The organism is Parahoeflea halophila (assembly GCF_900220985.1).
Lineage (GTDB): Bacteria > Pseudomonadota > Alphaproteobacteria > Rhizobiales > Rhizobiaceae > Hoeflea > Hoeflea halophila.
In genome coordinates this window covers 1-19,395 of record NZ_OCPC01000008.1, presented here as the reverse complement: position 1 = coordinate 19,395, position 19,395 = coordinate 1, and the positions used below count along the sequence as shown (strand labels likewise).

At 57.0% G+C, this 19,395-nt stretch carries 13 protein-coding genes and 1 pseudogene; 6 read left to right on the top strand and 8 right to left on the bottom strand.

The features are described 5' to 3' along the window. Positions 1–284: 284 nt before the first annotated feature. Positions 285–1,004 carry an SOS response-associated peptidase gene (locus CRO46_RS19620; protein WP_097109514.1) on the top strand — a complete coding sequence of 240 codons (720 nt, stop codon included), beginning with the start codon at positions 285–287 and terminating at the stop codon, positions 1,002–1,004. Between the two features lie 1,071 nt (positions 1,005–2,075). On the opposite strand, the gene CRO46_RS19610 is transcribed toward CRO46_RS19620, so the two are convergent. Both CRO46_RS19610 and CRO46_RS19605 read right to left on the bottom strand, forming a co-directional pair. Beyond that, a complete protein-coding gene (locus CRO46_RS19610) occupies positions 2,076–2,324 on the bottom strand; it encodes a GlsB/YeaQ/YmgE family stress response membrane protein (RefSeq protein ID WP_097109512.1) in 249 nt (82 codons plus the stop codon). Between the two features lie 114 nt (positions 2,325–2,438). Next, on the bottom strand, positions 2,439–4,052 hold the full coding sequence (locus CRO46_RS19605; RefSeq protein ID WP_244577979.1) for a PAS domain S-box protein: 1,614 nt from the start codon (positions 4,050–4,052) through the stop codon (positions 2,439–2,441). Between CRO46_RS19605 and CRO46_RS19600 the strand changes: the two genes are divergently transcribed. Further along, positions 3,969–4,196: a hypothetical protein gene (locus CRO46_RS19600; protein WP_097109510.1), complete on the top strand. Its 228-nt coding sequence runs from the start codon at positions 3,969–3,971 to the stop codon at positions 4,194–4,196. The genes CRO46_RS19605 and CRO46_RS19600 overlap by 84 nt on opposite strands. Positions 4,197–4,439: 243 nt before the next feature. Here the strand turns inward: CRO46_RS19600 and CRO46_RS19595 are convergent, their stop codons facing one another. From CRO46_RS19595 to CRO46_RS19580, 4 genes and pseudogenes are all read right to left on the bottom strand, one after another. After that, a complete protein-coding gene (locus CRO46_RS19595; RefSeq protein ID WP_097109509.1) occupies positions 4,440–5,693 on the bottom strand; it encodes a DUF2254 domain-containing protein in 1,254 nt (417 codons plus the stop codon). Between the two features lie 187 nt (positions 5,694–5,880). Beyond that, a complete protein-coding gene (locus CRO46_RS19590) occupies positions 5,881–6,960 on the bottom strand; it encodes an endonuclease/exonuclease/phosphatase family protein (protein ID WP_179759133.1) in 1,080 nt (359 codons plus the stop codon). A 161-nt stretch (positions 6,961–7,121) separates the two neighbouring features. Further along, a complete protein-coding gene (locus tag CRO46_RS19585) occupies positions 7,122–8,042 on the bottom strand; it encodes a transglutaminase-like domain-containing protein (RefSeq protein ID WP_097109507.1) in 921 nt (306 codons plus the stop codon). Between the two features lie 115 nt (positions 8,043–8,157). Beyond that, positions 8,158–8,716, bottom strand: a pseudogene (locus tag CRO46_RS19580) (IS5 family transposase); the annotation flags it as partial. 30 nt (positions 8,717–8,746) lie between these two features. Between CRO46_RS19580 and CRO46_RS19575 the strand changes: the two are divergent. The 4 genes from CRO46_RS19575 to istB all read left to right on the top strand — a co-directional run bounded on the left by CRO46_RS19575 (position 8,747) and on the right by istB (position 13,179). Then, positions 8,747–9,490 carry a sensor histidine kinase gene (locus CRO46_RS19575; protein WP_097109505.1) on the top strand — a complete coding sequence of 248 codons (744 nt, stop codon included), beginning with the start codon at positions 8,747–8,749 and terminating at the stop codon, positions 9,488–9,490. 300 nt (positions 9,491–9,790) lie between these two features. Further along, positions 9,791–10,351 (top strand): hypothetical protein, encoded by a 561-nt coding sequence (locus CRO46_RS19570; protein ID WP_097109504.1) that lies wholly within the window; start codon positions 9,791–9,793, stop codon positions 10,349–10,351. A 465-nt stretch (positions 10,352–10,816) separates the two neighbouring features. Further along, on the top strand, positions 10,817–12,289 hold the full coding sequence (istA, locus tag CRO46_RS19565; protein WP_097109503.1) for an IS21 family transposase: 1,473 nt from the start codon (positions 10,817–10,819) through the stop codon (positions 12,287–12,289). Next, positions 12,286–13,179: an IS21-like element helper ATPase IstB gene (gene istB / locus CRO46_RS19560; RefSeq protein WP_097109502.1), complete on the top strand. Its 894-nt coding sequence runs from the start codon at positions 12,286–12,288 to the stop codon at positions 13,177–13,179. Before istA ends, istB begins: the two co-directional genes overlap by 4 nt. Positions 13,180–14,735: 1,556 nt before the next feature. On the opposite strand, the gene CRO46_RS19550 is transcribed toward istB, so the two are convergent. After that, the gene (locus CRO46_RS19550) at positions 14,736–18,257 is read right to left on the bottom strand and encodes a DEAD/DEAH box helicase (protein ID WP_097109500.1); all 3,522 of its coding nucleotides are present in this window, start codon (positions 18,255–18,257) and stop codon (positions 14,736–14,738) included. Beyond that, positions 18,254–19,018, bottom strand: a complete 765-nt coding sequence (locus CRO46_RS19545) for a Hachiman antiphage defense system protein HamA (protein WP_143439079.1) — start codon at positions 19,016–19,018, stop codon at positions 18,254–18,256. Before CRO46_RS19545 ends, CRO46_RS19550 begins: the two co-directional genes overlap by 4 nt. Between the last annotated feature and the right edge of the window lie 377 nt (positions 19,019–19,395).

Genomic DNA, 19,395 nt, shown 5'->3' with positions numbered 1-19,395 from the left:
GCAAGCATGCCAGGAACGGGATGCTGTCGCCCGTCGAGTTCGAACGGCAGCAAGAAATGAAAACCGAGGGCGTCTAGAAAACTCGGGGCTATTCAGTCCCATTGCCTTTGCGCGACGCAATTCTCTTCCGCCCATTCCCTCATTCCCTATTCCAGGCCTACGATGGGAGGCACGTCTACTATCCTGAGGAAATAGAAGATGTGATGGACGCTGCCCTACGCCCCAGCTAATCCCTTGCATTAGTGCGAGCTCTGCGCTTCGCTGGGCGAAATGGAGACCCGGCGATGTGCAACCTCTATAACATCACCATAGGACCGCAGGCGATCCGCGAGTTCACACGAGCGCTCCTCGAAGAGACCGGCAACCTCGAGCCGGGGAGGATCTACCCGGATTATCCGGCGCCGATCGTGAGGAATGGCGACGGCGGCCGGCGCGAGCTGGCGCGCGCGCGCTGGGGCATGCCTTCATCGAAGAAGGCAATCTTCGACGCCACGGTGAAGCGGGTCGAGAAGATGCGCGGCAAGGGCAAGGAGATCGACGACGACGAGTTCAAGCGCCTGCTGTCGATCGAGCCCGATTCCGGCACCACCAATGTACGCAATTTGAATTCGCCGCACTGGCGGCCCTGGCAGGGCGTGGAAAGCCGTTGCGTGGTTCCAGCCACCGAGTTCTCCGAATATGGGAAGGTGAGGGGGTCTGACGGTCGCCTGCCGCTGCACTGGTTCGCCACGGCCGAGGATCGGCCGCTGTTCGTCTTCGCCGGCATGTGGACGGAATGGAAAGGGGTTCGTAAGGCCAAGGAAGGCATGGTTACGGCGGAAATCTTTGCCTTTCTGACTTGCGAGCCCAATGCGGTTGTGGCGCCGATCCATCCCAAAGCGATGCCAGTAATCCTCACCACTCAGGAGGAAATCGACACATGGCTGTCAGCGCCATGGGATGAAGCAAAGGCGCTCCAGCGACCGCTATCAGACGATCAGCTCCTACTCGTTGAAGCTCCCTGACGCGTTACCGTCGATTGCTCCCCTCGTCGCTTTTCAGTTCGTCGCCCAGTTGGCGGTTTCCCCATTTGGAAACGCTTCGGATGCCCAAGAGCCGCCTGATGGTGAGGTGCCCATAATCTGCCATGGAAGGTGTCTTCACCCGGGCACTCATGTAGTCGCCGGTGCCGCAACGAGAACAGGCAAAGGGTGGCGCATCGACGGGCCGAGATGGATTGAGCACCTGGACGAGATCCGTGGCGAGATAATTGATCAGGCGCCTGCAAAGGCCACAGCGAAGAACGATGATCTGGGCATCATCGGCAGCGTCCTGCAGCGTTCGAATTGGCTTGGCGGGGTGTCTGTGGAACTTGCGATACTGCTCTGGCATAGCAGGCAGAATAGGAACAATTAGTGAACGCGCAAGCCCTGTTCGGATCCGGGAGCGCCTCGGGGTTCATTCAGCGACGAGCCATTTCGGAACTTCGCCGCAACGCACTCGACTATCACTTTGGGCGGAAAGCCGGCGTTCGTTGGATCGTAAAATGACCAAAAGGGAGCCGTGTCCAGACGGTCCTCTTTTGGCCGAGCGGAAAGAGAATGCAGACCCTAATGTGCGCGCGCACGGCGCATTTCCCGGCAAAGTCAAGAGGCTGACGCCGTATCTCCTCCGACTCCTACGCTATGGCCAACATTCCTTTCGATTGCCGGGTGAAATGCCTGCCGGTTTAAGAGCGACAGACAGGGTCGATGCGTTATTGATTTCGCCTTGACGTCCGCCCTGAAAGTCCCAACCAAAGCAAGGAACCCGGGGCTCGACTGGGAGCAAGCGGGGAACCTGAACCGGTCAGCGGTCGCGCATGACTACGCACGCGGAGCAGACCGACCGATTGCAGCCAATCTCAATGAGACAAGCGTAACATTAGCAATTTGCAAACCGCCTGACGTAATTACAGCCGGCCAGTCTCGCCGCAACATTATCCGCGGTTATCGACTGAGTATCCGCGCGTTCAGGGTCGCCGCAGGTTTCATCAGAGTGAGCCGAGCACTCCTCCACTTGCATCTACTACGCCTTGACAAGGCCTTCAGGCGGGCTCAGCGTGATTTGATTGCTCGGTAACCCCAGATCAGGATTGCCGCTCCGGCGGCTCCTACGAAGAGCTGCGGCAAAAAAGCCTCCTCTGCATAGATTCCTATCCAGCCCAGAATCAGATTCAGGACTATCGCGCCGACGATTCCTAGTATGATATTGAGAAACAGACCTGTGTCCGCCTTCATCAACATACTTGCGATCCACCCCGCCAAGCCTCCGACGATAATCGATCCGATAAAACCCAGTCCCATTTTCACCTCCTTTTATTGCTGTCTATTGGTTCGGCAATAGCCGGTTGAAAAGTGTACCATCCAAAGTGTGCATTTGCCGGCCATGAGAGGTTCCCACGCTTACGCTTGCACGCCCTAAAGCGCTGAACTCGAAGTTTCAGCGGCAATTTTACAGTACAGGCCGTCCGGAACGAAATCGAGCTGGGCCACCGGGAAAACGGTTTTCAGCAGCTTGCTGCCAAAGCCCTGGCGACGAGGGACAGCTACCGGCGGACCGTCGCGCTCCTGCCATTCGAACTGAATCTTTGAGGCGACATCTCCGTCCGCGTTGAACCATCGGATTTCCACCAGTCCGTCCGGCACGGAGAGCGCGCCATATTTTGCTGCATTCGTCGCCAGTTCATGCAAAGCGAGTGAGAAATTCTGTGCTACCGCGGGCGCCAGCGTGACCTCGGCACCATCGATCTTCACGCGGTTGCCGAATGGTTCGAGCTCAGCTCGCACGATATCCCCCAGGTTGACGTCGCTCCATTCTAAATCATGCAAGAGTTGGAATGTTCGGGCCATCGCGGTCAGGCGTGAATCCAAGACGGACCGGGCCTCACTCAGAGTGCGATCGCCGGAAAGACTGCGGGAAATGACCGCGCGGACGATAGCAAACAGATTGCCACTACGATGCTGTAGCTCGCGAACAAGAAGCCTCTCGCGCTCGGCAGCCCGCTTGCGATCGGAGATGTCGATGATGGTGCTCAGCACCATCTGCCCCTGATCCGTAACAATGGGGTTCAAGCCGATCTCCACGGGCACTTCGGTCCCATCTTTGCGCAGGCCAAAAAGCTCTCTGCTGGCGCCCATGACGCGAACGGTCGGATACGCCGAATAGCCCTGGCGATATGCGGCGTGATCGCACCGAAAATGTGCCGGTATCAGATCCTCGATCGTGCGGCCGAGAAGCTCCAACCGACTGTAGCCAAAGATCTGCGCGGTCGCTTCATTCACCATCAAGATCCGTCCGTCGGGGTCGACGAGGATCATTCCACTGGGGGACGCCTCAACGGCATGGCGGAACATGTCCTCCGCCTGCTTGCGCTTGCTCATGTCGATGAACATGTTGACAGCACCGCTCAGGTTTCCACTTTCATCGCAGATAGGCGTCGGAAAGGGCATGACTGGTATCAGCGAGCCGTCAGCGCGTTGAGTCATGGCCTCCACGCCCCAGACGGCCCGATTTGTCTTTAACGCGATGGTCATCGGGCGTTGCTCGTGCGGCATTTCGTGACCGTCCCGCGTGAAGAGGCGGAAGGTCGTATGCCAGTCGTCTTCGCCAATCTTGGGCTCCTGCGTCACCAACTCGTTTGCTGCATTGTTCACATAGGTCAGCTTGCCGCTAGCATTCACCATGAAGATGGCTGCGGGCAGCGCATCGAGAACCTGCCGAAGAAAATCGTCCTTGCGGGCGGCTTGTGCCCGCGCCTCCATGAGGTCTGTCACATCCACGGAAAAACAGCGGGTATTGACGAAGTTGCCATAGATGAACTGGCCGCTCGAGGTGATCTCGACATGCTTGATCGAGCCGTCGCTCGCCCGCAAACGGGCCGGATAACGGCGGATTGTTTCTCCGCGCAGGAGACGATCGAGAATGTCCTCGATCACCGGTCGATCGGCATGAAATTCGGAGACATGCCGGCCAATGTAATTCTGGGCTGGATAGCCGAGCAGTTCAAGTTCGGCCTTGTTTGCGCGCTGAATCTTGCCGTCGCCGCCAACTATGTGAAGTGCAATGGCGCCATTCTCGAAGAAATCGTCGAGGCCTGTTTCACCACAATTCTAGACTTGGTTCGGCACGCATACCACCCTGAGCCTGATACCTCATGTCTGTATACGCTGTTTTAATCGAGACTGATAGCAAAGAGAATCGGATCAGCCGGTTGCTTGGAGCGACACAGCAGAGCTGCGGCCAGCGGGCCTTACTGATCCGAGACCCGAGTTCCCTCAAGTTTTCGGGGTTCAGAGCAAAACGAAAAGACCGTCACCAAAACTAAGATAATCGCGGGCACCCAGAGTATCGGTCGCACGGTATATCCTTCCGTGGTCGCGATATCGTCGGAAACAGTACAGCTTTCGTCAGGTTGCCTTTTACGGCTCGATGGCCGCTGTTTTCGTGGCGGTAACCGCTCCGAGCAGACGGTACTCGCTCTCCGTCAAGGCGGCCTTTGCCCTCTCCCGGGCGTCGGCAACCATAGCAGTTGCCGGAACCGCGAAAACGTCTGGCGCGATATCTGCCAACGCATGCAGCGCCTTCTGAATCCGCAGTTGCACTTCTATAGACGAAACGCCATCCCGAACGATCGGGCGGAAGGCATCAACAATCAGTTCGGTCGGAGTTATTGGCGGTACAAAAACCGCTTCATAATCGATCTTAAGCTGCACGTCATCCGTCCAGCGCGCGAGGATCCGCACCAACCGCCCCACGACGCTGATCGCCGTACCGGGGTCGTTCACCGCCGGCGAGAGAGCACGCGAGGCGATTTCAGTGATGACGATCAAGCCGAAACGGGGGTCCTGCTCAAAGCTGCGCTCGGTGCCAACAGTAAATGCATTCCGGAACGCCTTCAGCGCTTCCTCGTCGTTTATCTCCCGCTCAACATGGATAAGCGGGCTTGCCTGATGCACGAAAGACCCTGGCAGGGCATTGAGCCAGACTTTGGTCTTCAAGCTCTGCGCAACCGTGTCCAGCTTTCCGACATCGACATGCAGGACATAGCCTGCCTCGGTAGATAGCAGGGGAATGCAGGTTTCGGGGATTTCCGTCAGCAGCGGCCGGCCGCCCAGAAACGGGTTCTTGAGACGGTTCTCGAGGGATGCACTGGCGGCTGCCTCCACGCGATCCAATGTGTCGCCCATTCTGCCGAAGGTCATCAGGTGGCTGATCCAGCGAAGGAGCGCCACGACAACCAGCGCAATCACGGCCGCAGTTGCTACGAACAGAACCAACCGACCGGCGCTACTGTAATAGCCCGCCTGAAGCGCGATGATGCCGACAAGGCTGAACAGGAACGCACCGAGAAACGTCGCAAGAACATTCTGCGCCGTCGCGTCTTCCTGAAGCAGCGCCGTGGCTCGCGGTGTTGCGGTGCTGGCGGCGGCCGCAAACGCGGAGATCGCAATGGCCAACGAAAACGTTGTTACCGCAAGCATCGAGGACGCGAGAATATTGAGAACCTGATCGACTGAGTCCGCGCCGATTTTAACCGTCCAGGCAGACGGAATTAACCCCGCCATCAACTGTGCGACGCCTGCTGACGCAATCCCAAGCAAAGCGAACGAAGCTACGCGCACCCACACTTTGCGCATGTGGCGCAGGAGGTGCCAGCCAATTTTCGAAGTCATTCCAAACCCTCTAGAAGTTCCAATTGATGCACTTCAGGGACGTCGATCCAGTTATTTTTCTGAACCAGCGAAGATCTGGAGGCAATCATACCTTTACAGCAGTCCGGCACCGAACGTCACCCTAAGGATTGCGGTAAATACCTGGCAGGCGAGCGCCGCCGCAACGCCTTCGTTCTGTCCTGAATGGTCACCTCTTGCGCATGTCATGCTCAAGCGTCGCGGCATATTTTTCGACCATCTGCTCCACCTCGGCTGCCTCGTCGGGCCCCAATGGGGTTGGTTCACCATTGAATTGCGCTGCAATCTTCGGGGCGATCCGAACTGTGGCAAGCATCGGGAAATGATCTGAGCCGATTTTTTCGCCGCGCGAAAAGTTCACAACCGCGACGTCTGGCGTGACGTAAATCTGGTCGATCGGGAAACGAAAGAGCGGGTGAGTGGCATCGAAGCTCGGAAGCGGCCCGCGCCCCACTCGCGGGTCGAGATAACCGCCGAGGCGTTTGAACCTTTGCGCAAAACGCGACCATGCAGGCTGATTGAAATCGCCCATGATGACGACCGGTACGTCGGCCAGGCGCGCAAAGCGTGCCGTATATGCCGTCTTTGCGTTCCGTGTTCCGGTGTCCTCTCCCGGGACAGGCGGGGCCGGATGGAGTCCAACGAACCGAAAGAGACGGCCGTGCCGGTCTTTCAGTTCGGCGTAGAGGGTCGGTCTTTCCACGTCGCCGAGATCGAGAAGTTGAGCATCCACAACCTGCAGGCGGGTGGCGAACGCGAGCCCATAGTGATTGTCCTGCGGCTTGGTGAGGACCGTGTCATACTCGCCGAGCACCGGTTCCAGCGCATCGATCCAAGTCTGGTCCGTCTCCATCAGGAAGATCACGTCTGGTGTTTCGCGCCGGATGAGGCTGGCAACGGCTTCGTGGTCGCGGTTCTCCATAAGCACATTGGCGGCCAGAAATCTCAGTTGGTCATCGCCCGATGGCGCCAGACGAATTTCCTTGGGCGCAAGCGGGGTAAAGGGAAATACCTCCCATGCCTGAAATCCGATGCATGCCAGCACTACGCTAAGCGCCGTTGCACGCAATTTCGGACTGAGAAAGAGGGCGAGTGTCGCTAAGGGAACGGCTGCTGCGATTATCTGGAGTCGAGGAAAAGCCATTGCCCGGATCCACCACTCTTGCAGGTCAGTGGTGGGCAGAATGGTGAGGATGACCAGCGTAATCGTCAGAGCGAGGACGAGAGCGGCGTAGGCCACCCTCAGCATCGCCGGCGCCCTCCACAGTGGTCGCACGCCGCTGTCAGGCGTGAGACCGCTGTTCCTATTCCCACCCGGCGGTGGTGCACGCATGTCTGAAACTGAATACAATAGCTGAACTTCATTCAGGCCTCATGACCGATGCCGGTTCTGGCAATCTGGCGGATATCTCAGAGTAGGTGCGTTACCCCTTTTGGCGCGCCCAGATCAAGTGGCGAACGGCCGGGGGGGCCCCAGTGAGTGCGCGTCGGGGTGTCGTAGCGAGATGAAGCAACCCTGGAACTAGGGTTATCCTCTTTCGCCCAGACTCGGAAGGCTTTGAGTTTATGCAATCCAAAGCTATGCAGGAGCGGGACATCCATAGCGTCGTGTCCGCGCGCGACGACGATGCGGCCGATCCGGGGATGATTGTGGCGTGCATCGAAAGCATGCCAACGCCCCCCGAGATAGACTTCGAACCACGCCGAAAAATCCATCGGTGATGGATCAGGCTCTACGCCAATGTCCCCCAGATAGCCATTCACGTAACGGGCTGGAATATTCAGGCACCGGCAGAATGCTATCGCCAGATGTGCGAAGTCGCGGCAGACACCAACCCTCTCCGTGTACGCTTCCATGGCGGTTCGAGTGGCGCGAGCGTAACCGTACGAAAACGTGAGGCGCTGGTGTACATAGTCACAGACGGCCTGGACGCGTGCCCATCCCGGCTCGGTAGCACCAAAAAGACCCCAGGCAAGATCAGCCAGTCGATCCGTTTCGCAATAACGACTCGCGGAGAGATAGCGCAGACAATCATCCGGCAGGTGCTCTGGTCGCCATTCGTCGGCATCGGGTTCAATGGGATCGGGCAGGCCCGAGTCCGTCACAATGGCGTCCTGTGTGATTGTAAATTCACCGACTGGCGCCACCATTCGGAGGCAGCTGTTGCCATGCTGATCTATAAATGCGCGTTTGGGCACTTGCGGAAATGTTTCCGTAGGACTTTGCCGTACTATGTCGACTGCACGTTCCGGATGAACGCTCATCATGGTAAATAGATGTGTTGGCTGATTCACCTCGACTGTCATGCTGTATCCCACGCGTATCAACATGACGTTTTCCTCTCATCACTGTATGGCGCTCCACTAGAACTACGACAGCGCGCTTTTTGTTCCAGAAGTGGATAAAATATCGTAGGCAACCTGGCCAGCTAGGGCCTGTGGACAATCATCTTGACGCAATCAGGGTCGCGGCAAGGTTCCAACTGGCTGTGTAGCTACAGTCCGTTTTGTCATAGCGTGTTGCTATGCCTCTGAATTCCTTGATCTTCGCGAAGTAGTTTTCAACCAGATGCCGCCATTTGTAGGCTTCGAAATCGTAGTCACGCTGTTGCTTTCGATTTGATTTCGGTGGGATCACGGCGCTTGCGCCACGCTCATGCAACTCCTCTAGAAGCCAGTTCGCGTCGAATGCTTTATCCGCCATTAGGGCGCCGAAGGAGACATCCCGGATCAGCGGCGCAACGCCTTTCATGTCGTGCGCATGACCCGGCAGCAGCAGAAAGCGGACCAAGTTCCCAAGAGCATCGACGAGTGCAACGATTTTGGTCGTCAGGCCGCCGCGTGAGCGCCCAATGGCCTGAGCCTGAGCCCCCTTTTGCGCCAGATGCCTTCTGGTGAACCTGAACAATGGTGCCGTCGATGAGCGCATATTCGAGGTCGGGGTCACCGCTCATGGCTTTGAAAAGACTCTCGAATACTCCCGCCTTCGCCCAGCGGCGAAACTGGATGGGTATGCCGCACCACATGTTCTGTTGATGGAGACTCATACGTCCGCGCAACGCTTTGCAGAGCACACGGCACAGCTCCAGCAACTCAACGCCCAGCTATTTATTCAACAGCGGACTGAGAACAGACTGCTAATAGCCCTTCAAACTGCAGATGTATTGCGGCGCGAGATCATCCATCGGGTGAAAAACAACCTTTCAATCGTTTCGGCTCTACTGCGCGCCAAAGCGCGGTCAGCAGAGCATCCTGCGGCCACCGAAGCCTTGCTTGCGGCGGCGGCTCGGATCAACTCAATGGCCATTGTGCATGACATACTGGACGCTACGAGCGAGACAGAAATCGTGAAAACCAAAGCTCTCTTTAGCGCGCTTCTGGATCACCTTCGCGACGCGATCTGTCCGCCACATATCACGCTTGAATGCGAGGCAATCGAGACCGAACTGGAAACTGAAGCCGCCATGCCGCTCTGCTTGCTCCTAAATGAGCTGGTCACGAATGCGATTAAGCACGCGTTCAAGGGGCAAGAAACAGGGGTGGTGCGGGTGACATTCGCAGAAACATTAGATGGTTTCCAACTAATGGTTGCCGACAACGGGTCCGGGATTGACGAGGAGGCGACACGAAAGGGTGCTGGTAGCCGTATTATCGAAGCGTTGGTTCAGCAGCTCCAAGGCGAAGTTGCTCAGGTCTCCCGTGTCGGCGGAACGTCGTGGTCGCTTACACTGCGCTATTTCTCGGGCAAAACACCTTCAATCGCTGCCATCGGTAAATAACACATAATTTTCGGCGTACCATTGTCGACACGGCGTTCATCAACTGCATTGCAGCTTCCCGCAATCTGCTGAAAGACCGTAACCGCGTGTCTCCGAACTCTGCCACACTTAAGCGGCCCGGCTAGTGGATTCTTCTCCGTCCGCCCCTGGTTGGCAGCACCAGATTAGCACCATAACGAAAACGCTGCTACTTTTCTGAATAATCCATGAATAAAGCGTTCCTCCAGTATTCATATGCAATTGTTCAATCTTTCAATTGTTGAGTGAAGCACGATTAACTACCCAAACCGGAGCAGAACAATGTTTGAAAAAATCACAACACTGGCTACCGCATCAATGATCCTTATCGCTGTCAGCCAGCCCTCACTGGCTACGACATTTCAGGACAAGAATCTGGGCGGGGTGAATCTTACCGCATGGTGCCAGAAGACATTTGGCAACCAATTCAAAGCCAAGCTGATCGCCAACAATGCCGGCGGCTGGACATGTGAACAAAGTGCGGGCAACCGTCGCGGCATTTTGGTCAGCAAAGCCTGCAAGCTGCAATATGGCAACAAGGCCTACAAGGCCAGAGCGCTTGATCAGAATGACCCCTATTCCTGGCGCTGCTTCAGCAAAATCGCCGTGCCCACGATGAAGGGCGTAAACCTTACAGCCTGGTGCAAGAAAACCTATGGCAGCCAATTCAAGGCCAAATTGATCGCCCACAATGCTGGCGGATGGACATGCGAGCAAAGCGCGGGCAATCGCAGGGGCATTCTTGTCAGCAAGGCCTGCAAGCTTCAGTATGGCAGCGCGGCCTACAAGGCCAAGGCGCTGGATTGGAATGATCCCTATTCTTGGAAATGCCTGATCCGTTAGCCGTGTGTTGGGTACTTATCCATGGTAATTGGAATTATGATTCGGGCTCCGACGTGACAGGCTGGGCCCCGAAAAACTGGCGTTTCAAGCCCGATAATAAGCCGGATGACAACGGATTCGCAGCCTGGCATGCCGGAGTTTGGAGACGGCGACAATGCGAGCCGCCAGTCTATCGTAGCCCTGATGGCTACGCAGATGGGCTTAAGGCGAAAATCACCAAAGCCAAATGCAACAGCATGGGATTTGAAGCGGCCCTGAGCTGCCAGTCGTGACGGCCCGGAATCTCGGCGAGTCGATACTGCCCGGCAAACCGACGGCAAAATCCGGCTCATGGTCTGGTCAAATGATTTGCGACTTCTCCGGGATCCTGCAGTCCACCCCATTTTGGGTTCGATATTATTGCACCGATTCGCTTCGGCTGTCTTGAGACCACCGCTCGTAACCGATCATCAGACGAGGCTTTTTATGAAGTACCGACAAAACAACTCTATCGAGGTCGCCGCCGCCAAGGCGTCGATCAGCCGGGCAACGGCCTACCGCATTGACAATGAGGTCCGCCTCCCGTCCCAGGACAAGCCGCCGCGTGGCCGGCGTCGCCCCGATCCTCTTGAGCATATCTTTGATACCGAGGTTGTGCCGCGCCTCAAGGCCGCTCCTGGCATCCGGGCAGTCGCCGTTTACGACGAGATGCGGCGGCGTCATCCGGAACTCTCGACAGGAATTCGCCGCACATTGGAGCGGCGCATCCGGTCCTGGCGCGCCGTGCATGGCGAAGCACAGGAGGTGATCTTCCGCCAGACCCATGAACCCGGGCGGTTGGGGCTGTCGGATTTTACCGATATGGGCAGCCTCGGCGTGACGATCGCCAGTCAGCCGCTCGACCATCTGCTCTATCACTTCCGGCTGGTCTGGTCGGGCTTCGAGCACGCCCATGTCATCCTTGGCGGCGAAAGCTTCGTCGCCCTGGCCGAGGGTTTGCAGAACGCTCTGTGGTCGCTCAGTGGTTCGCCGCTCTATCATCGCAGCGACAGCTTGTCGGCCGCCTTCCGCAACCTCGATGCTGACGCCAAGGCCGACCTGACGCATCGCTACGAAGCCCTGTGCGCTCATTACCGCATGACGCCGACCCGCAACAACAAGGGCGTCGCGCACGAGAACGGCTCAATCGAGAGTTCTCACGGCCATCTCAAGAACGCGATCCGCGATGCCTTGCTGATGCGCGGCACCAGGGACTTTGGTGACCTCGTCTCCTACCGAGCCTTCATCGACGAGATCGTCAGCCGCCGCAATGCCGCACATGGTAAGCGTATCGATGCCGAGCGGCCACATCTGCAAGCTCTACCCGATCGCCGTACCACCGACTTCGAGGAGGTCATTGTCACCGTATCAAGCACCGGCGGCTTCGTCTTGCGCAAGGTCTTCTACACCGTCCCCTCTCGTTTGATCGGCCACCGGCTGCGGGTGCGTCTGTTCGATGAGCGCCTCGACGTCTTCATCGGCGGCACGCATCTGCTGACGTTGCCACGGGGCCGCGCCCGCGCGAACGGCAAGCACGATCAGGTCGTCAACTATCACCATGTCATTCATTCCCTGCGCAAGAAGCCGATGGCGCTTCTGGGGCTCGTCTATCGCGACAAGCTGTTTCCGCGGGCTGAATATCGAAGAGCCTTCGACGTTCTCGTCGAGCAATTGCCTGACAAACAGGCTTGCAAAATCGCCGTCGAACTGCTGGCGCTGGCGCATGATCGTGGCTGCGAGCGTGAACTGGCCGAGGAGCTTGCCAGAGTACTCGACGTTGGCAAACTTCCTGATCTGGCCGCCTTGAGAGCGGTCTTCGGTCCGGACCCGAACCAGTTGCCCACTGTTCATGTGCAACTCGCTTCCCTCAACGGCTATGAAGCCCTGATCGGCGCGTCTTATGCGGGAGAGGCCGCATGACCAGCATTCACGCAATCGACGAAGCCCGTCTCTCCATCATGCTCAACGAATTGAGGCTGCCGACGATCAAGATACTGTGGCAGAAATTTGCCGAGCAGGCGGATCGGGAAGGATGGCCCGCCGCCCGTTTCCTCTCGGCCATCGCCGAGCATGAACTGGCCGAACGCGCCCATCGCAGGATTGAACGCCACCTCGCCGAGGCCCACCTGCCACCTGGAAAGACGCTCGACAGCTTCGCCTTCGACGCTGTCCCCATGATCTCCAAGGCCCAGGTCATGGCCATTGCCGCCGGCGACAGCAGGCTCGCAAAGGGCGCAAATATCCTCATGTTCGGTCCGCCTGGCGGCGGAAAGAGCCATCTCGCGGCGGCCATCGGCCTCGCGCTGATCGAGAACGGCTGGCGCGTACTGTTCACCCGCACCACCGATCTCGTCCAAAAACTGCAGGTCGCACGACGCGAGCTCCAGCTTGAGGCCGCCATTGCAAAGCTCGATAAGTTCGATCTGCTCATCCTCGATGATCTGGCCTACGTCACCAAGGACCAGGCCGAAACGAGCGTGCTCTTCGAACTCATCTCCGCCCGTTACGAGCGCCGATCCATCATGATCACGGCCAACCAGCCCTTTGGAGAATGGAACCGCGTCTTTCCGGACCCAGCCATGACGCTGGCCGCGGTGGACCGGCTTGTTCATCACGCAACAATCTTCGAAATGAATGTCGAAAGCTACAGGCGACGTTCCGCCATGGAAGCCAAACGTCAACGCGGCAGACCAGCTTCCTACGCGACAATCAAAAACACCAACGAACTTGTCGCGGAGCGGCAATCAGAACCAGACGAGGCTATTGCCAGCGACAATCAAAGTGATAACTTGATCGGGACCGCGACCTAAGAATCTCATCCAGATTGTCGCGCCTGTCTCATCCTGATCGTCGCGCTATACTTCAACTTGCTTCGATGTACAAATACGCTTGGTGAACAGCTTTATTTGACCTTCGGGGTACAATAACAGATCGTACTAGATCCAGATCCAGCGCATGAGCCACCGGATGAAGGAGAGCTGCACTTGCCGGAAAACAGGTCGTTGCAATCCTTGTCACCCGTGCAGATGCACAAATTCCCCTCGCAACCGATAAATTTGGAGGAGCCAATGACACGGTTGACGTCGCGCATGCCGCGCTTACCGGCCATTATACTCTTCACCCGGCTTCTCGGCACGCGGTTTAGACTCCGGATGAGTGAGTTGCTGGACTTAACTGATATTTCGGCGCGTGAATTGGTAACGATAGGTCCGTTTGACTTCTTTGGCTGGACTACGACTGCGCCGCTACTGGCCGGTGCTTCGTTTTGCCTGAACCGTTTCAGAGACGCCGCATCGAATGAACAGTCACTGCCATTCTCGTCGCAAATCCAGCAGCCGTCATCGTAACAACAAGCGGTAATTGCGGAACCGCGCGGTTGTTTGATGACAGTCCCGCCAAGTGCCCTGCACTCCAATATTGCTGTATCGCTGGTCGCTCCTTTGGGGGGAGCTGCTGCGACGGACATACTCGACACGGAGAATATGGCTGCCAGAACGGCGCTTGCGGCGGCCTTGAAGATTGTGGTCATGACGGCGTTCCTTCCGTTGCTTTCCTCGACCGCCGAACTGAAAGGGCAACGGTGAAGCTTGTGTGGATGCTGCCCGACATCCGGATGGATCCGGATTTCATTAGTACAGTAGCCTGCACGGCCGCTCCCGGCAATGTAGATCGCGGTGCGGGAATTATACGTCGCGCTTGAAAGTTTAATTTGGCGGGGTTCTCAATTTACTTTCCCGAAATTGATCTGCTGCAAAGAGACAGCCAAGCCAAAACTGATTGGTACACCCTGTTGGGTGACCCGCGCCGGGGATAGATCTAAACGACCCCGGCGCTCTTCTTGCGGAAGATCCTCGATGTTGGGCTGGTCATTTGCTATTTCGAGATTGCCCTCGATCCAAAAGTGGACATTCTCTGCAGCTTAAATTGAGCGGCACCTCGTCCGTGCCCGGGAGCCGTCGTGCTTGCAGTTACGATGGCAGCTGATTTCGCCACGATCTTGCATTTTGTTGTTCCACATTCGGTTCCGCCCCAGTTGCCTTCACACCATCCATCAGAACCATAGGTGCCGGTCATACCCTTGTTCGAGCCAGTTGTGACCGTGCATTTGTCGCCTGGGGTTACCTAAGTGGGTCTGGTTGGAACGGACGATGGAGCCCCAGCTGAACGTTTCGATGGTATATGCTCGCCGTCACCTCGCAAAGCTCCCCGCAACAGTATTTTAATTGCTGCTTTGCATCCCCAATTCGGTCGCCGACGTACTGGCATCCTGTTGCCAGAAGCAGTCAATCAAGGCGCACCCGCTGGATGCCTAGAAAGGGCGGAGAGCGGTCATTCGCGGCATGGATGGCTAGGGTCAGTTTGGGGGTTACGCCGCGAGCAGGTTCAAGTCGTCGGGTCCGTGGTAGACGACATCAAGGTATCGGTTGTCCGGCGCGACACGCGCTGTGGTTATGCCCCGCGACATCATGATGAGCGGCTCGGCAAGTCGACCAATTTTTTCCATCTTGGCAGAAAGGATCAGAATTTCGTCCCCATGACCGACAAGTTTCACGGCCACCCCAGTCGCAGGCACGTTTTTTGGGTTGAGCCATTCAGCTTCGAAAGTTGCAGATTGCGTACTCCAGATACTCCGCTCGGGGGGCACATAGCTGGTGGTGAAATCCAGCCATAGCTCATGGCTCTCTGGCGTTGGCCACTCGGCGTCTTGGCCAAGCTCAAAGACTGCCTCAGAATCCATCCAGGCTCTCATGCCAGCGGCATTCTCAAAATTCGCTCCAGTGTCATTGACGGCTTTGATCGCGGCCAACCGTGAAGTGAACCCGGCCTGCATCAATATCGCTGCACTACGGTTGAGCGTGCCAGTCTCGATGGCCGGAACAGCAAGACCGGTCTCGAAGTCATCGATGGTGAAGATGCCGTCATCGCCAATGGTGTCACCATTGGCTTGCGCTCGAACCTTAATCGCCTCGATGCCCCAAGGCAGCTTGTAGATTAGTCCGTTCTCGACGAACCGCAGTACATCGGACGGGTTATCGGCAACCACTTCAGCAAGTGGTTGCCCCATCAACCAGCATCGCAGGACATCGCGCCAGTTGTCGGGGAAAGGATCGGGCACGAAGGGCATGATGTTAAAGACGGTTTCGGCCAACCCTGTAATCGCTTCGATTGCCGGTTCGTGTTCGTTCCCCAAGATCGCCCCGTTGGCCGCAATCAACAGGTCATTGGCCGCCGCAGCGACGGCATCAAGTTGCTGGCCCGTTTGTAGGCCGACTCCAGCAAGGAAGTAACCGCGTCTTTGTTGCGGGGTGCTCTGGTTCCAAATCAGCCTAGCGCGAGCTTCGAGGCTCGCCTTTACCAGTTCTTGGAAATTGGCATTTCGCCGTTCCAAGCGGCGTTGCCACAAGGAAGATTGTAGGACTTTGTCGAGCTGAGCAGCAATTTCATCGGCGTTCATTTCCTGATCGCCAAGAAGACTCAGAATTGCTGTGTCGAGCACAGAAATATACTGCTCCCAGTTCCGGGCGGCGGCATCGCGCTCTTCATCTGCTTCGCCAGCGATGTTCGGAAAATCCCACGCAGCAGCGTTATTCAGAATGTATTCCTGCAATTCATTCAAATCGTTTATGCCAAGGGCATTTCTCAGCCGAACAAGAAGCGTGATTACAAGCCGAAGAAGGCCACTTTCCAGGCTGTGCTCGCTGACCTTTCCAATCAGCTCGGCCCATTGCGCTTGGCGATAGTCGTGCCTGTCGAAGATGGGAAATAGCACTAAACCTTCAACGTCGATAAACGCGCGCCCGGCGCGCCCAATTACATTCTTAAATTCCGAAGTTGGGATAACGTCTTGGCTGCGGTGCAGTGAGTGCATGATGACAGCGGTAGCCGTTAGGTTGAGCCCCTGCGCGAGCGTCGGAGAGGACACCGTGATCTTGAGGACGCCGTCCCTGAGCAGGCGCTCCATTTCCTTGCGGAACGGGGTCGGCAGTGCCCCGTGGTGGACAGCGACCCCGAGGGAAAGACACTTGAGAATGGGGTGATTTTCACCAAGCCACTCCGCGCCAATGGCTAGCGCGGGAGCAAGCACCGCGGGGTCACGATCCAGGACGGAATCAAGAAGGTCGTACCCTGCAAGCTTTACGATTCTCTCCGCATAAGGTTCGACGGAGCGACGCATCGGACAATAAATCAATACAGATTGACCGTCTTCGACCAAGCGCCATGCTGTAGCCAGAACCAACTCGCGCTGATCGTTCGGGAAGGAGAGCCTACGACGACCGCGAGTCGGAGCCCGCGGACCGAAAAAGCGCGGGACAAAGGGGTTTTCGTCGCCTACCCGAAGCTCAAGCCGCGCTCGGTTGTTACGCCAGAGCACCTCTCCGAAGCGAATACGTGTTGGTCTCCAATCGACGGAAACGGCATCGCCCTCTTCGTCTCGACGTATCCAGCTTACAAAATCGTCAAACTGGTCGCCTTCGGGCATGATCGCCGAAAGGCATACAAGGCGACGCTGGGCCGCATCGGCGCGCTGAAGTAGTCTTTGAATCTGGACCTCGTAGCGAACTTCACGTTCGCCCAGACCGATCATGTGTCCTTCGTCCAGCACCACAAGTCCCACATCATCAAGGATTGTCGGGTCGTTTCTTAGAGCGAAGTCCAGCTTCTCGGGAGTAGCGACAACGATATGACGCGTCTTTAGAGCGTCTTCTTCAAAGCCGCTTGTTCCGATGCTTCCATACAACGCTGAAATGGTCTTGCCCAACGGGCCGAACGTGCGCTGCAATCCGGTCTCTGTCTGTGCAGAAAGCGCGCGGAGGGGGGTTACAAAGACGATACGTCGACCCTCCGATAGGCATTTTAGGATGCAGAGTTCCGCCACGCGCGTTTTTCCAGCGCTCGTTGGCAGAGAGACGACAAGATTGTCCGTGGAGTCTACCGAACGCCGGGCCGCATCAATCTGAGACGGCCAAAGTTCAATTTCAGACCGCTTACGGCCAAACAACGTTGCAATGAATAGCCGACGCAATTGCTGCCAAGCCGCTCCGTCGCCTTCCGGTGGATTGGTTGGCAGAACTTCATGGAAACTGGAGCCCCACAGATCGTCCAATAGGTGCAGAGTTAGGCGGAAGCACCACCACTGGGGAACCAGATTCAGTTCGGCTGAAGCGGCCAATCCGTCTTTGATCTGTGCGCGTGCGACCTCTACAAGGTCTGCCTCGCCGGTTTGAAGCGCAAGCAGGAAGGCACCGAGGCCGCCGTAGAGCTGATCTGTGAGGACGAGGTCTAGAGCCTCGGAGATTCCCTCTTCGTCATCCTCGTCCTCTTTGCCCGCTCCTTGGTCCGCGTCGTCATCCAAGACCTGCACCAACTCTGCTCGCACGGCTTCATCCGAACCAGTTCCATCCAGTTTCCATGCGATGATTTCAGCTTCAAGCTGATCGAGGGATCGCAAGATAAGAAGGGCGAGCGCACGTTCCATGCGAGATAGGTTCACATCCTCCAACGTGACGAACAGCATCGAAAACGCGCGGGCCGAAAGCCTCGCCAGGTGAAACGAGGCAGAAGCCATTAGACGGACGAAGCCCCTTGGCGGATCGCCAGGATCGCCCTTTGAAACAATGGCCTCGAAGGCATCGCCTGCGTGTTCGAACGCAGAGCGTATCATGGTCTGGTCACCGCCTTCCTCGCGAAGCCGAATGCCCAACGAGAGCAACGCATGGCCGTAGCCCATGAGATCATAGGAAAGCGAAGGGGCAAAGCCGGGAGCGCCGGGAGGAAGCTGGCCATTGCGCCAGATCATCGCGCGGGCCTGTCCTCGGGCGAGCAATCGGCCCCGATAACCGGGCTCCAGTGCCTGTCCAACAATCGCTTGAACTTCTTCAGTATTCATTCGCCGAACACCTCTTCAAACACCCTTCGGATGAAATCCTGGTGGTCCGCAATTCTCAGTCCGACGCCGATTTGAGGAATGCCATCGCCGCATCCGTTCAGATCAGCACGAAGGAATCTGTTCGGATCATTGCCGCTAAACGTGAAGAGCAAATGCTGGACGTGCGCGGCTGTAATACCGTTCACGAGTTGCGCTTTGAGAATAGCATCGGAAAGTTCTTCCTCTCCCATTTCGTACAATCGGTCTGCGATAAAGGTTAAAGCGTGTTGCGAAGGCAAGCCGCCGTCACCATCCAGCGCACCTCGGGCCTTCGTAACAGTACGTGTCTGAAGGGCGGCTTCGCTCTTGGCTTCCACTTTCAGGAAATTGATTGGCCGTCCCTCAGCCGCAGGGCGAAGACCGATTACATCGTCGCCTCGCATGGCCATTTCTCGATGATCGCGCCACCGCAGCCTTTTCACAGGGGCTGAGAAGTCCGTACGTTCTTCGATATACTCCGTCGCATAAATCTCTCCCAAATCGCCCGAGCGTAGTGACGGTGTGGTGGGAAGTTTCTGGCGGAGGTACTCCGCCGCCGCTTCCTTTCCCAGACGCTCAAAGACATGCGCCACCTGCTCGGTTGCGACGTAGTGATCGGGCAGGATTTGTACCGCCTTCTCTTGTGCGACGGCGCCATGGCCATCCCGAAGAGTGACCAGACGCAGCCTGTGCCCGTTGATTTCGGCTTCGGCCTCATCACTCCATTCATCAAACGAAGCCATTTTTCTATTCATAGGTGATTGTGCTATTTTTGGTTGTATCTATTCAAGCCCGGACTATTTGGTTTGACAACAACTAAAGACAGCCAGAGCGCGAAGAACTTGCAGCATTATTCGAACGACAACTTCGAGCTAGCACATCACGTCGAAGAGCGGCGGACAAGTGCCGCGGACGATGAACCGCCCGGCCGGCGAACCTCCGTGAGATCAACGACGCTGCGCTACTTTGCCAGCGGCCGCTTTAGTGACGCCGCGTTGCGGCGGAAGCAGGTCGCATGGAGGTCTGCTAATGGGATGTGCCGGCTGCTCCCCTCACCGTTGGGTTATTCTTAACCGGAATCAACCGTGCAACAAGGAGAAGCAGCCATGTGTGCAAAGAA

Excerpts from the sequence above, each read along its gene's own strand:
- CRO46_RS19620 (WP_097109514.1), top strand. The coding sequence starts at position 285 with ATGTGCAACCTCTATAACATCACCATAGGACCGCAGGCGATCCGCGAG.
- CRO46_RS19610 (WP_097109512.1), bottom strand. The coding sequence starts at position 2,324 with ATGGGACTGGGTTTTATCGGATCGATTATCGTCGGAGGCTTGGCGGGG.
- CRO46_RS19600 (WP_097109510.1), top strand. The coding sequence starts at position 3,969 with ATGAAATTCGGAGACATGCCGGCCAATGTAATTCTGGGCTGGATAGCC.
- CRO46_RS19595 (WP_097109509.1), bottom strand. The coding sequence starts at position 5,693 with ATGACTTCGAAAATTGGCTGGCACCTCCTGCGCCACATGCGCAAAGTG.
- CRO46_RS19590 (WP_179759133.1), bottom strand. The coding sequence starts at position 6,960 with ATGCTGAGGGTGGCCTACGCCGCTCTCGTCCTCGCTCTGACGATTACG.
- CRO46_RS19585 (WP_097109507.1), bottom strand. The coding sequence starts at position 8,042 with ATGTTGATACGCGTGGGATACAGCATGACAGTCGAGGTGAATCAGCCA.
- CRO46_RS19575 (WP_097109505.1), top strand. The coding sequence starts at position 8,747 with ATGGAGACTCATACGTCCGCGCAACGCTTTGCAGAGCACACGGCACAG.
- CRO46_RS19570 (WP_097109504.1), top strand. The coding sequence starts at position 9,791 with ATGTTTGAAAAAATCACAACACTGGCTACCGCATCAATGATCCTTATC.
- istA (WP_097109503.1), top strand. The coding sequence starts at position 10,817 with ATGAAGTACCGACAAAACAACTCTATCGAGGTCGCCGCCGCCAAGGCG.
- istB (WP_097109502.1), top strand. The coding sequence starts at position 12,286 with ATGACCAGCATTCACGCAATCGACGAAGCCCGTCTCTCCATCATGCTC.
- CRO46_RS19550 (WP_097109500.1), bottom strand. The coding sequence starts at position 18,257 with ATGAATACTGAAGAAGTTCAAGCGATTGTTGGACAGGCACTGGAGCCC.
- CRO46_RS19545 (WP_143439079.1), bottom strand. The coding sequence starts at position 19,018 with ATGGCTTCGTTTGATGAATGGAGTGATGAGGCCGAAGCCGAAATCAAC.